This is a genomic window from Blautia segnis (assembly GCF_014287535.1).
Lineage (GTDB): Bacteria > Bacillota > Clostridia > Lachnospirales > Lachnospiraceae > Blautia_A > Blautia_A acetigignens.
Genome location: NZ_JACOOT010000020.1, coordinates 14,072 through 27,499, shown reverse-complemented (window position 1 = coordinate 27,499; position 13,428 = coordinate 14,072). Strand labels below are relative to the sequence as shown.

9 protein-coding genes are annotated in these 13,428 nt (G+C 44.2%); 8 read left to right on the top strand and 1 reads right to left on the bottom strand.

Features of this window, described 5'->3' with window-relative positions; all coding sequences use genetic code 11:
• Window positions 1-4: 4 nt before the first annotated feature.
• The 8 genes from H8S54_RS09005 to H8S54_RS08970 all read left to right on the top strand — a co-directional run bounded on the left by H8S54_RS09005 (window position 5) and on the right by H8S54_RS08970 (window position 12,711).
• On the top strand, window positions 5-2,728 hold the full coding sequence (locus H8S54_RS09005; protein ID WP_186901330.1) for an alpha-L-rhamnosidase: 2,724 nt from the start codon (window positions 5-7) through the stop codon (window positions 2,726-2,728).
• A gap of 10 nt (window positions 2,729-2,738) precedes the next feature.
• A complete protein-coding gene (locus H8S54_RS09000; protein ID WP_173768405.1) occupies window positions 2,739-4,124 on the top strand; it encodes an MFS transporter in 1,386 nt (461 codons plus the stop codon).
• Window positions 4,124-5,161, top strand: a complete 1,038-nt coding sequence (locus H8S54_RS08995; RefSeq protein WP_173768403.1) for an alpha/beta hydrolase — start codon at window positions 4,124-4,126, stop codon at window positions 5,159-5,161. The genes H8S54_RS09000 and H8S54_RS08995 overlap by 1 nt, the downstream gene beginning before the upstream one ends.
• Window positions 5,148-7,724: a family 78 glycoside hydrolase catalytic domain gene (locus H8S54_RS08990; protein WP_173768401.1), complete on the top strand. Its 2,577-nt coding sequence runs from the start codon at window positions 5,148-5,150 to the stop codon at window positions 7,722-7,724. Before H8S54_RS08995 ends, H8S54_RS08990 begins: the two co-directional genes overlap by 14 nt.
• A gap of 17 nt (window positions 7,725-7,741) precedes the next feature.
• A complete protein-coding gene (locus H8S54_RS08985; RefSeq protein WP_117855090.1) occupies window positions 7,742-8,803 on the top strand; it encodes a family 43 glycosylhydrolase in 1,062 nt (353 codons plus the stop codon).
• A gap of 311 nt (window positions 8,804-9,114) precedes the next feature.
• The gene (locus H8S54_RS08980; RefSeq protein ID WP_117855092.1) at window positions 9,115-10,305 is read left to right on the top strand and encodes a serine hydrolase domain-containing protein; all 1,191 of its coding nucleotides are present in this window, start codon (window positions 9,115-9,117) and stop codon (window positions 10,303-10,305) included.
• A gap of 76 nt (window positions 10,306-10,381) precedes the next feature.
• On the top strand, window positions 10,382-11,212 hold the full coding sequence (locus H8S54_RS08975; protein WP_186901329.1) for an MBL fold metallo-hydrolase: 831 nt from the start codon (window positions 10,382-10,384) through the stop codon (window positions 11,210-11,212).
• Between the two features lie 38 nt (window positions 11,213-11,250).
• The gene (locus H8S54_RS08970) at window positions 11,251-12,711 is read left to right on the top strand and encodes an MFS transporter (RefSeq protein WP_186901328.1); all 1,461 of its coding nucleotides are present in this window, start codon (window positions 11,251-11,253) and stop codon (window positions 12,709-12,711) included.
• A 117-nt stretch (window positions 12,712-12,828) separates the two neighbouring features.
• Here the strand turns inward: H8S54_RS08970 and H8S54_RS08965 are convergent, their stop codons facing one another.
• Window positions 12,829-13,326, bottom strand: coding sequence for a TetR/AcrR family transcriptional regulator (locus H8S54_RS08965; protein ID WP_173768397.1), 498 nt, complete (start codon window positions 13,324-13,326; stop codon window positions 12,829-12,831).
• Between the last annotated feature and the right edge of the window lie 102 nt (window positions 13,327-13,428).

Genomic DNA, 13,428 nt, shown 5'->3' with positions numbered 1-13,428 from the left:
TAAAATGGAAATTTATGCAGTAAAAATAAATGGATTGGATCATCCCATGGGCTTTGATTTTGAACATTTGCTTTGCTCATGGAAAGTCAGAAACAATAAAGGAAAGAAACAGACTCAGGCAAAAATTCAGGTGGCCAAGGATGAAAAAATGTCTGAGGTTATCTGGGAAAAGGAAGGCGGCCTGGATTCTTTGGGTACGGTGCTGGAGTTTTCCATGAGACCGTATACCCGCTATTATTATCAGATTACGGTACATAGTGACGCGGGGGAAGAGAGTAAAAGTGAAGTCCTGTACTTTGAGACAGCAAAGCTGGAAGAGCCGTGGACGGCAAAGTGGATTGGAGTCCGGAGAGAAGATACACATCCGGAATTCAGAAGAGACTTTTCTATCACAAAAGAGGTAAAATCTGCCAGGTTATATATCTGTGGTCTTGGTATTTTTGAAACTTATCTGGGAGGAAAAAAGGTTGGAAATGATCTGCTGGCGCCATTTATCAATGATTATGAGGAGCATTACCAGTATTGTACCTATGATGTGACAGAGCTGCTGGATACGGAAAATGAATGGATGGTTCTTCTGGGCGACGGATGGTACCGCGGACATTTTGGGCTGGGAGAGCCGACACATTATGAACGTCCCCTTGCATTGATCGCAGAGCTGCATATCTGGTATGCAGATGGTACCACGGAAACAATCTGTACAGATGAAAGCTGGCAGTATCGCAAAAGCTTTACCACATTATCGGATATCTATAATGGAGAAACCCAGGACTATGGAAACTGGCAGGCAGAATCCTGGAAAGAATCGGTTCTGATAAAGGCACCGGGAAAGCTGTGTGCAAGATACTCATCGGCTCTGCATGATATGGAGCATTTGCCTGTAAAGGAAGTGATCCATACTCCGGCAGGGGAAACCGTGCTGGATTTCGGACAGAACTTCGCCGGGCATGTGGTATGTACGCAGCCGATTCCCCAGGGAATTACCATGACCCTGGAATTTGGGGAAATCCTGCAGGAAGGAAACTTCTATCATGAGAATTACCGTCACGCAGAATCCAGATTTACTTATGTATCGGATGGCGTACCAAGAGAAATCAGGCCACGTTTTACATTCTTCGGTTTCCGTTATGTGAAAGTCAGTGGGTTTGAACAGGTGGATGCCTCCTGCTTTGAAGGAAGGGCAATTTATTCTGAGATGGATCAGATCGGATTCATAAAAACGGGAAATCCTAAGATCAATCAGCTCTTTTCCAACTCTCTGTGGGGATTAAAATCTAATTTTGTGGACATGCCCACAGACTGCCCCCAGCGGGATGAACGTCTGGGCTGGACAGGAGATGCACAGGTATTCTGCACAACGGCAGGCTATCACATGGATACAAGGGCGTTTTACCATAAATTCCTTCGGGATTTACGCTCTGACCAGAAAAGGAATCATGGCGGTGCGGCAATTTACCTGCCAAATGCCTTTCCGGGCCTGACAGCCGGTATCTGGAGTGATGTGGCGGCATTTATGCCCAAAATGCTGTATGATTATTATGGAAGTAAGGAAGAACTGGCAGTCAATTATCCTTTAATGAAGGACTGGGTGGATTACGTTTACCGGCAGGACTGCAGCAGGGGAAAGAAAAATCTGTATGATTTCGGATTCCAGTTTGGTGACTGGCTGGCACTGGACGGAGCCACAGAGCAGAGTACCTTTGGCAGGACGGATAACGGCTATGTGTGTTCCATGTATTACTGGGCATCCACAAGATATGTGGCAGATGCTGCCGAGGCACTTGGGCTTGCGGAAGTATCTGAATATGCGGACAGGGCAGAGGATATCAAAGAAGCGATTTTGAGTGAATACTTTACATCTTCCGGACGACTGGCAGTGGATACCCAGACCGGATATCTTGTGGCACTGAAATTCGGTATTTATAAAGATAAACAAAAAGTTATCGACGGACTGAAAAACAGGATGAAGCAGGACCTGAACAGGCTGAAGGGGGGATTTGTGGGCTCCACCATGATGAACTGTGTGCTTGCAGAAAACGGTATGGTCGATAAGGCCTATGACCTGCTTTTATATGAAGGATTTCCGGGATGGCTGTACGCAGTAAACCTGGGGGCGACTACGATCTGGGAGCGCTGGAACAGCGTGCTTCCTGACGGAACCATAAGCGGAACACAAATGAACAGCCTGAACCATTATTCTTATGGAAGCGTTGTGGAATTTCTTTACCGTTATGCGGCAGGAATCGTTCCTACGGCACCGGGCTTTAAAAAGGCAAGGATCGCGCCCTGTCCGGAAATACGTCTGGGACATATGGAATGTAGCTATGACAGCGTAAGCGGAAAATATGTTTCTAACTGGCGTATTGAAGACGATGGAAGCCTTTCTTTCTACATCGAGATTCCATTTGGATGTGAGGCAGAGGTGATCCTGCCGGAACAGGAATCAAAGATTCTGGAAGCAGGAAGCTATGACTTCCATATCCGGACAGATAAGGACTATCGGGCGTTATATTCTGCCGACACACCATATGAAAGATTGTTTGCAGATGAAAGAGCCGTTGAGATACTGAAAAAATATGTGCCGGAGATCTATTATGGAACAAACCGTGAGGATCAGGAAGCAATGAATAAATGCCTGAATGATTCGAAAACCCGTGCGGCATTGTTCCGCAATCCAACAGAAAGCTTCGACCGGGCGATCGGTGAAATCAGAGCCATCCGGGCGTAAGGAGGATAACATGTTTAAACAGAAGAAGCAAAAGAATACAGCAGCAGAGAACAGGCTTGGAGCCAACCAGAAGATCGGGATTCTGTTTTGTGCCATGGTAAGTGCCGTGGCAACCGGATATGTGCCGAATTATATTAATCTCTATTACACAGATGCAGTGGGAATCTCCATGGGGGCTGTGGCAATGATCCTGATGATCACAAAAATCACAGATGGGGTCACGGACATTATCATGGGAATGATCATTGACCGCACACACACAAGGCTTGGCAAAGCAAGGCCGTGGGTACTGGCAGGAGGGATCGGCATTGCCGTTTCCATCATGCTGCTCTTTAACTGCCCGGGAAACCTGTCTTATACCGGCAAGGTTGCGTTTTGCGCCGGATGCTATTTCCTTGCAAACCCATTCTTTGGCACCATGGTTTCGGTGGCCTGTGGAACAATGAACAATTTATTGACATCAGATTCCAGACAAAGAGGTGTCCTTGGGGTATTTTCTGCTTATGGATCCCTCATCCCGGTACTTATGATCGGATTGGTGGTGCCGAAAATCCTTTCTGCGATGAATGAAAGCCAGGAAGCTTATACAACGGCAACGCTTGTTTTTGCAGTAATGGCAGTGCTGGCCTGTGTGATCGGTGTTCTGTGCACAAGAGAGACGGTAACAGAGAATTCCAAAGATCAGCTAAAGGAAAACCAGACAGTGAAAGAATCCATTAAGGCACTGATCAAAAACAAATACTTTATCTATCTTGCCATTGGAACCATCCTTTATAATCTTTCCGCAGCTCCTGTTGCAAATTATTACGCAAAATATGTATTTCAGGATGTGGGGGTTGCGACGATCATCAACCTTCCGGGCATGCTGATGGTATTCCTGCTCCCGTTTGCAGTGCCGATGATCAACCGCCTTGGCAAACGAAACTGCGTGGTATTTGGGATGGTCACTGCAGCAATCAGCCATCTGATCATCTTATTTGCGAACACCAATCTTGCCATATTTATGGTTGGAAAAACTATCGGAAGTGTGGCGGTGATCCCATTTACGGTAGCCCTGATTCCAATGACAGGGGAAATCTGTGATTATGCACTTTACAAAACCGGAAAACCCATGGACGGTACGATCTCCTCAGCTGCAACCATGGGAGGAAAAATCGGCATTGGTCTTGCAGCGGGCCTTTCCGGTGTTATGATGGCAACGAGCGGTTATATCAGCAGCCAGGCAGATGTTGCAGTGACACAGCCGGACAGTGCCATTCTTATGATCCGTCTGCTGGCAAGTGTATACCCGGCAGTTCTGTATCTCCTGGCAGCATTCTGCTTCTCAAAAGTTGACCTTGAGAAAAATGGAATAGCAGAGATTCAGAAAGAACTGCGTGAGAAAGGACTGAGATAATGATCACAGTTGATACAACGGTAAAAGAAATAAAAAATGATAGAGTATTAAAGAAAATCGCACATTATCTGATCTATAATACGGCAGAGGACGGAACGGAACATCTGTCGGATGAGAGCCGCACCCTTCGTGATATTCAGGATAAGACACCCACATGGAGTGCAAAGGATATGGCATATGGCCTGAACTGTATCATTGAGAACGGGGGGGATGGGAAAGAGCTCCTGTTTGACGTTTATGGTGAGGCGGAGATTGCCAAGTGTCCGGAAAAGGAACATGTGAAATTGATCTATTTTCCGCCAAGAGGCGAAAGAAATAGACAGAAAAGGTTTGTGATCCTTGCTGCCGGAGGTGGCTATGGAGCTGTGTGTTCCCTGGGGGAAGCCTTTCCGGTGGCAGCAAGATTAAGTGAAATGGGAATGCCAGTGTTCTGCCTGAACTATCGTGTGGCCGGGAAAGAGCCACTGTTTCCAAAACCCATGGAAGATCTGTCGGCTGCATACAGGTTTCTGAAAGACCATGAAGATCAGTTTGATATTGACGCAAGACATTATGCCGTAGGAGGCTTTTCAGCAGGGGGACATCTGGCTGCCTGCTGGGGGTTAAAGGGACTGGGATATGCGAAATACGGATATCCGGCTGCAGAAATCCTCATGCTGGACTATCCATTGATCTCCGTATGGAGAACCATCCATCCGCTTCCGGCACAGCTTCAGCAGATCATGCTTGCAGGATATTTTGGAACCGGCTATTCTGAGGAGATATGCAGACCCTATAATATAGACGAAATGGCAGATCAGGATTATCCGCCTGTTTTTATGATCCAGGCGGAAGACGACGATGTCGTTCCGATATGGAATACGGGAGAGTTTGCGGATAGGCTGGAGGAACTGGGCGTTTCCAGCAGGTATGAGCATCCGAAGACCGGAGGCCATGGATTTGGCCTGGGAACTGAGACAGAGGCAGAAGGATGGACGGACCGTGCCGTGGCATTCTGGGATGAACTGACGAAGGAGAAAATGGATGAAGCTATATGATCTGAAAACCCTGCATATGGAGCAGCCTGTGATCGATAAAACTCCTTGTTTTTCATGGAAGATATCCAGCAGCAGACCAAATGTCATGCAGGAAAAGTACAGGATTATTGTGAAAAGCGGAGAAGATTTCTTGTGGGATACCGGTGAAGTATACTCACGGGAACAGTCCTTTATTGAGTATAAAGGATCCCCTCTCTTTTCTGAAGCAAGATATCAGTGGACCGTGACGGTATGGGATTCCCATGGGCAAAGTGCATCTGCCAAGGCGGTGTTCGAGACAGCCTTTCTTCATCAGGCGGACTGGAAGGCAAAATGGATCGAGTGCTCATTTGAGAGAAAGAATGCATGTGGACAAAATTTCGGAAACAGTTATCCGCCGGTTCTTTTTGAAAAGGAGTTCCTGCTTGAAAAACGGGTAAAAAGTGCCAGAATCTATGCATCTGCTCATGGTGTGTACAGACTTACCGTGAACAAAAAGCGGCCGGATCAGAGGGAATTTGCACCGGAGTTTACTCCATATGGAAAATGCTTATATTATCAGGTTTATGATGTAAAGGAGCTTCTTACAGAAGGCAGGAATGTACTTCAGATGTATGTGGGGGATGGCTGGTATTTCAGCAGCCAGGCAGGGCCTGTGATGCAAGACAGACACAAAGAACCGTCTGTCGTCATTCAGATGGAGCTGACTTATGAGGATGGGACATCTGAAATGATCTTATCGGATGGAAGTGAAACCTGCAGGACGGATTTCATTGTCTACTCAGATCTTTATCAGGGAGAAAAGCAGGATCTTACCCTTGCTTCCGGTGAAAAAAAGCCGGTTATGATAAAAGACTACGGTTATGATTTTCTGCATGTACAGCCTATGGAGCCGATCCTTCCAATAAGGGAGATTCCTGCGGTGGAAGTATTTACCTCCCCTGCGGGAGAGACCATCGTGGATTTTGGGCAGGTTCTGGCCGGAAGGGCAAGGATCAGGATCGATGTTCCAAAAGGACAGACAGTTTCCCTGGATTATTTTGAGATCCTTGATGAAAAGGGAAATTATATCGACACGATGTTTGCTCCTCAGAAGGACATTGTGATTTCAGCAGGAGAATCCTTTGTGCATGAAGCATTGTTTACTTTCCATGGATTCCGTTATATCCGTGTTACAGGCATAGAAGATGTCCGTAAAGAGGATTTCACAGCCGTTCTTTTAAGTACGGCAAAGGAGAATGCCGGAACCTTTGCATGTTCAGATGCACGGCTGAATCGCCTGTATCAGAATGTCCGGTGGTCACAATACAGTAATATGATGTCTGTTCCCACCGATTGCCCGTCAAGGGAAAAAGGCGGATATACCGGGGATTTGCTGATATATGCAAAAACGGCTTTGAAAAACGAAAAGCTCACGCCTTTCCTGAAAAGCTGGCTGAACTCTGTCCGGCTTGATCAGGCAGGGGATGGCGTGGTTATGATCGTTTCTCCATATATGAAGCTGTATGAAAATCTGATGAAGGATGTATCTGCCAGATATGGAGAGGATACAATATCCGGTGTTGCCGGATGGAGCGATGCCATTGTCTGGATCCCCTATGAAATGTATCAGGTCACAGGAGACAGACTGGTACTGAAAGAAAATTATGAGGCCATGGAGAAATGGTGTGAATACATTATCCATGCTGCTGAAAAACAGAGCACCCTGGATATCCCGGAACAGTATGACCGGTATCTCTGGAATACGGGATTCCATTTTGGAGAGTGGCTTGTACCGGGAAGAGAGGACCATACAGGGGAGCCTTTTGGAATCTGCAGGGAGACCGCTTATTATACCACCCCGTTTTTTGGTTATGCCACAATTAAGAAGATGACGGAAATCTGTCAAGTCCTCGGGAAAAAGGACAAAGCAAAGGACTATGGAACCATAGCAGCAAAGATGAAAACCTCCATTCAGGAAGGAATGATGCGCAGGAACCTGATGCCGGATGACCTGATGGGAGCTTATGTGCTGGCTTTTGCCTTTGGTCTGGTTCCTGAAGATCTATACGATGCTTATAAGAAAAAGCTCTTAAGTCTGCTTGAAAAAAGCGGCAGGTGCATTGGCACCGGATTTCTGGCTACTCCCTTTATCCTGGATGTGCTGTGTGATCTGGGAGAAACAGAAACCGCCCATCAGATCCTGTGGCAGGAGAAACGGCCTTCCTGGCTGTATGAGGTGGATCATGGCGCAACAACCATCTGGGAATCCTGGGATGCAGATGATGCTGCCCGAGGAGGAAGGTATGTAAGCTTCAATCATTATGCCTTTGGCTGTGTAGATGACTGGATCTGCCGGCATATTGCAGGAATTGACAGTGATACCCAGGGCTATTCCCATATCGTGATCCGGCCGGATATGGACAGTCATCTGTCCTGGTGCAGACGAACCTTCGAGTGTGAGGCAGGAGAGATCTCTGTATACTGGGACAAGGAAAAACTATCTGTTTCTATTCCGGCAAATACAACAGCCACGGTATACTGGAACAATCAGGTATATGATGTGGGCAGCGGAAGCTACGAGTGGACAGAAAGAAGCATTTGAAGAAAAGAGGTTGCGCAATGTATGATGCATTTCATCCGGGCCAGATCTGGCTGGATACAGAAGGAAAACGGATCCATGCACATGGCGGTTCTGTTATCTATATTGATGGAACCTATTACTGGTATGGTGAAAATAAAGAGAAAACCACAGGGGACAATGATATCTGGACATGGGGTGTGAGATGTTACGCTTCTAAGGATCTGTACAATTGGGAGGATAAAGGACTGATCATAGAACCGGAACCGGATAAACCGGAATCATCCCTTTGCCCTACCAGTGTAATGCTGGACCGTCCCCACATCATTTACAACAGGATGACAGGAGAATATGTATGCTGGATGAAGATTATGCATAAGGATGGGGTACAGACGGAAACGGTAATGACAGCTGACAATATTCTCGGTCCATATGAAATGGTAAAGGAGGGGCTCCGTCCCCTTGGTATGAGTGCAGGAGATTTTGATCTGGCTGTGGCACCTGACGGGAAAGCTTATTATTATTTTGAAAGGGTTCATTCAGAAACCATTTGTGCAGATCTTACGGATGATTATACCGGTGTCACTGGATATTACAGTACACATTTTCCGCATTTGTGTCCTCCGGATGTTCGTGAGGCAACTGCACATTTCTGCAGAAAAGGGAAGCATTATCTGATTACTTCCGGCACAACGGATTATTTTCCGAATCCATCAGAAGCAGCTGTAGCAGATACCTGGCATGGCCCGTTTACAGTGCTTGGAAACCCGCATGTAGGAGATTCTTCAAATACATCTTTTCACTCTCAGATTTCATGTATTTTTAAAGTAGAAGAGAAAAAAGACCTTTATATTGCATGCGCAGACCGCTGGCTTCCAAGATTGCAGCACCTTGAGTATGAGGTGTATGGCAGGCTATTTCGCAAACATTTTGATTCGGATCATCATTCAGATAATGCAATGAAAGAGATGGCGACCTATCTGAAAGGGTATTCTTTCCGAAACACCTCGATTGCAGATTATGTGTGGCTTCCTCTGAGATTTGACGGTGATATGGTATATATCGACTGGCATAATGAATGGAGAATCGAGAATTATGAATAAAAGAAAAAGAGGATGATATTTTCATAGATTCTTTGGAGTATGTTGTACGGATCGTATGGCATACTCCTCATTTTTTGAACATTTCCCGATATTTTTTTGCAGAATAAGCTGATCAGGCTTGCATGGACTTATAATCAGTTTTGTGCTGATCTATCTGACCAATACAGTCGGATTAAAACAAGATTATATGATATGTAAACAAAATAGAATGATTACAATTTGGGATAAAAATAATAATATATTCTGTAGAAAGACAAGACTATAGTAAGAAGGATTTGATTAATACTGAAGTTGAAAAGGATGAAGAGTAAATGGAAACACAGGATATTTCAAGAGTAATGAATGCCTACATTTCCAATAAGGAAATGCTCGGTGGAGCATTGATTGTGAGAAAAAAAGATGAGATCATATACCAAAACAAGTGGGGATTCCAAAATCTGGAACATAGCCGACCAATTGAATTTGATACCATGTACCGTCTGATGTCCATGTCGAAATGTGTGACAGGTGTAGCCGTTATGAAACTGATAGAAGAAGGAAAAATCAGACTTGATGACAAAGTTTCAAAATACATTCCTGAATTTGCCGGGCTTCCCGTCTGCTGCGATCCACGTTATATAAGTCAGAATCTGAAAAAACGAAAGATGGTGTGGAATGTTCTTACTTTCCGCATGGACAAAGTGAAGACTGAACCGGCAAAGCGGGAGATTACGATTCGTGATCTGCTCTCCCATGCTTCCGGTCTGGAACAGGGCTGGGTGGGGCTGCTTTCCTTTATGAAGATGAAACCGGAGGATAAATCCCTGGAAGAACGTATCAGGCGTTACACTTCTTATATCCTGGATTTTCAGCCGGGGACAGATACCGGTTATTCACCAATGGCAGGCTTTGATATTTTGGGATATATCGTCAGTCTGGTGTCTGGAAAAAGCTTTGAAGAATATCTGCGGAAAGAAGTTTTTGCACCTCTGGAAATGAAGGATACCACCTTTTTTCCGAATAAAGAGCAAGAAAAACGTCTGGTGAGGCTGGTAAAACGGAAAGGAAACAAACTGGTAGATGTAACGGATACGAAAGAGGATACGCAGGAATTTCTGCGGCATGGTGCTTATCGGTATGAAGCCGGATGCGGCGGACTGTATGGTACGATTACGGATTATGAACATATGGCGAGGATGCTTTGCAGTAATGGAATGTATCAGGGAAAACAATTTTTAAAACCTGAAACAGTGTGTCTGATGCATACAGAGGCTCAGAAGCAGCATCTGGAACCGGAACCAGGATTTACCTGGGGGCTGAGCGTTAAAATCAGACAGAATCCAGAGCTTTCGGGAAGTTATGCACATAAGGGAACTTATGGGTGGAGTGGAGCATTCGGAACACATTTTTTTGTTTGTCCGGATGAAAAACTGGAAGCTGTTTTTATGACAAATCGTTCAGATCTTGGAGGTTCAGGTTCGTATATCAGCGAGAAAGTTGAGGAACTTGTATTTGGAAGTTAACCGAATCAGAAAAATAAAGCGGATTACGGATAGTCATTTAAACTGTATGGATTCATTTTAATGCGGAGGAAATATTATGGAAGAAAACAAAAACACAGCAAGATTATTTCATGTAGAGATTGCGCAGGGAATCTATCTGATTTCTGATCCGGAACAGGGGCCTACAGAAGATGGAAAATCTCTGGCACCGGGAAATGCAACTGCGAATTCTTATCTGATTATTGGAGAAGAAAAGGCACTTCTTTTTGATCTGGCAGTGAATTCAACGGAACTGAAGACGTATGCAGAAAAGCTTGCCGGTAAACCGGTGCAGCTTGTATTGAGCCATGGGCATTATGACCATGCATTTTATCTGAACAAGTACCAGGATGTGTGGATGAATACAAAAGATGAATTTTTACTGAAAAAAGGAATGCTGGGATTTCCACCTGTGGAACCATGTCCGATCATCCATGGGCTGGAAGCCGGCGATGTGATCGACCTTGGCGGACGGGAGCTGGAAGTTTTTCACATCCCGGGACATACGCCGGGAAGTATTCTGCTTCTTGACAGAAAATGCAGAGTGCTGCTTTCGGGAGATACCTGTGCACGAAGACTTCTTTACGGACTGCATGAACAGGTGAGCTTTGAAGAATTCTGCGCCTCTCTCGAAAATCTGAAAACAGCAGATTTTGATGTGATGTATTCTGCCCATGACCGCTGTGCGATTCCCAAAGAGTATCTTTCCCACATGATGCTTCTTTTGAAAAACGAGGTTCCTCAGACAAAAAATGTGGTAGATCTTCCTGGAATTGGTGAAATGAAGTGTTTTTTTCATGGGGATATCAGGACGCTTGATTATTTTGATATTGCTTTTATGGAAGAACCAATCAAAGATATCAGTAAGATAAGGTTGAATGTGCAATAGTAGCACATATGGAAGAAAAGTGTGGTAAAGGAGAAATCATGATAAGAAAGAAAAGAGATTTATCTCCGGATGCAAAATTGAGATTTCCGGATTATCTTGGATATTTTTTCGGGGCAGGAACCAATATTGCCGGATATATTGTATCCGCTTTTTTGCTGATTTATTATTCTAATGTATTATATCTTGGTCTGACGCAGGTAGGCGTGGTCATGGCTATCTCCAAATGCTTTGACGGAGTATCGGATATCCTGATGGGACGTATCATTGACAAGAACAAAAGCAAATATGGAAAGGCAAGACCGTGGTATTTGCGGATGATTCTGCCGTTGTCCATGTGTATGCTTTTTCTGTTCTGGATGCCGCCGGGATTATCAGAGACCTGGAAATATGTTTATGTTTTCATTACATATAATCTTGCTTCAACGGTCTGTTTTACTGCCAATGCGATTGCACATTCTTCCATGATTGGTTTTATGACCATGGATACCAGGTCAAGAGGAATCGTAGGAGTCATGAGTATGATTTCCAATACAGTTTTTACAATTCTGGTTACGAATTTCTTTATGAAAATCTGTAAGTTCTTTGGTGGCGGAGAAACATACACACAAAGAGGATTTACGCTGACGATACTGGTTTATCTGGTGTTTTATGCAGCTGCAGCAGTACTAGCTTTTCTGCTGACAAGGGAACGGATCCACAATGTTTCCGATTCTGAAAGCCGGGAAACAGAGGATACTTTAACTAAACAGGAAAAAGAGAAAAAAGAAACCGTTCATCGGGAGGCAGAAGTGCCGTTTTGGACAGCAATCAGATCTCTGTTTACCAACAAATACTGGATTCTATGTCTGGTTATGTGCCTGGGATTCTATTTTCTAATGAGCTATGCTTCCAGCGCGACAGTATATTTTGCGCAATATGTAATGGAGGATATCAGTCTTCAGGGAACATTGGCTTCTGTGTTATATATCGTTTTATTAGTGGGTATTATTCTTGCTCTTCCAGTTATGACGAAAATCGGAAAAAGAAATACCATGGCTATAGGGCTTGCAATCAGTGCTGTAGGATGGTTTCTGCCGCAGATTACTTTAGAAAAGACGATTGTTATTGCAGCTTCTGCAATTGTGGGAATTGGATTTGGTTTCATTGCGGCACCTGCGGGAAGCTTTCTGCAGGATACACTTACTTATGGAACCTGGAAGAGCGGTGTGACAGCAATCGGAATGGGAAATGCAGCGTTCTCTTTTGTAAATAAGCTGTCATCTGCACTGGGAACGATCATCCTGGGATTCGTATTGGATGCAGGAAAATTTGATGCATCTCTGGCTGTACAGCCAACCAGTGCAATTCACGCCATCAAGCTGCTCTACATTTGGATGCCGACCGTGATTTGCCTGGTTTGCCTGGGATTATCAGTGCTTTATGATCTGGATAAAAAGCTTCCGTTCATTGAAGAAGAAATCAAAGCCGGAAGGATTGGGGAAAAAAGAAAGACGAATTAATGACGAAAAAGATGCTTTTTAAAGTATTAAAGTTATTTGGATTTACTGTAACTGTTCTGTTGCTCATCCTTGTAATAGGGATAACTGCAATTTTGCTTTTTGAGAATAATAATTTGTTCAACTATTTTCAAACATAGCAATCAACTCATCACTTGTTTCTTTCATTCCACGTCTGATCCATTCGATTATCCAACCATAAATAAGATAGGAAAAAGCGGATGCGGTATATGCAAGAGGAGCTGGCTGATTGTCTGATATCAATGATTCATCAACAATAGAATCTTGGATCATTTGCTTAAGACCAGAGTTATATAATGTTATGTAAAAGTCCGTATGTAATTTATAAAAATCCAAAGTACGGATTAAGATTAATCGAACATCATAAGGGTTATCGTTCTTGCGAATGGTTTTAAGTTCTTTTTTTAGGCGTTCTGCTTCTTCATGCAGGACGTCTTCTTTTGTTCGGTAATTTCGGTAAAAGGATGCACGCCCAACATCTGCTTTTGCTACAAGATCGCTTATTGTAATTGAGTTGAAGCTTTCGGTTTTCATCATTTCCAGTAAAGTTGTAAGTATTTGGTTACGTACATATGTGTTTTTTTCTTGATTATTCATGCTGATACAAACTCCTATCCAGTGTCTCATTTTTGCCGAGACACTTGTCTCAACATCAATTTGATGATACAATCGTCTCGACGAAAAGTCAATACATTTTTA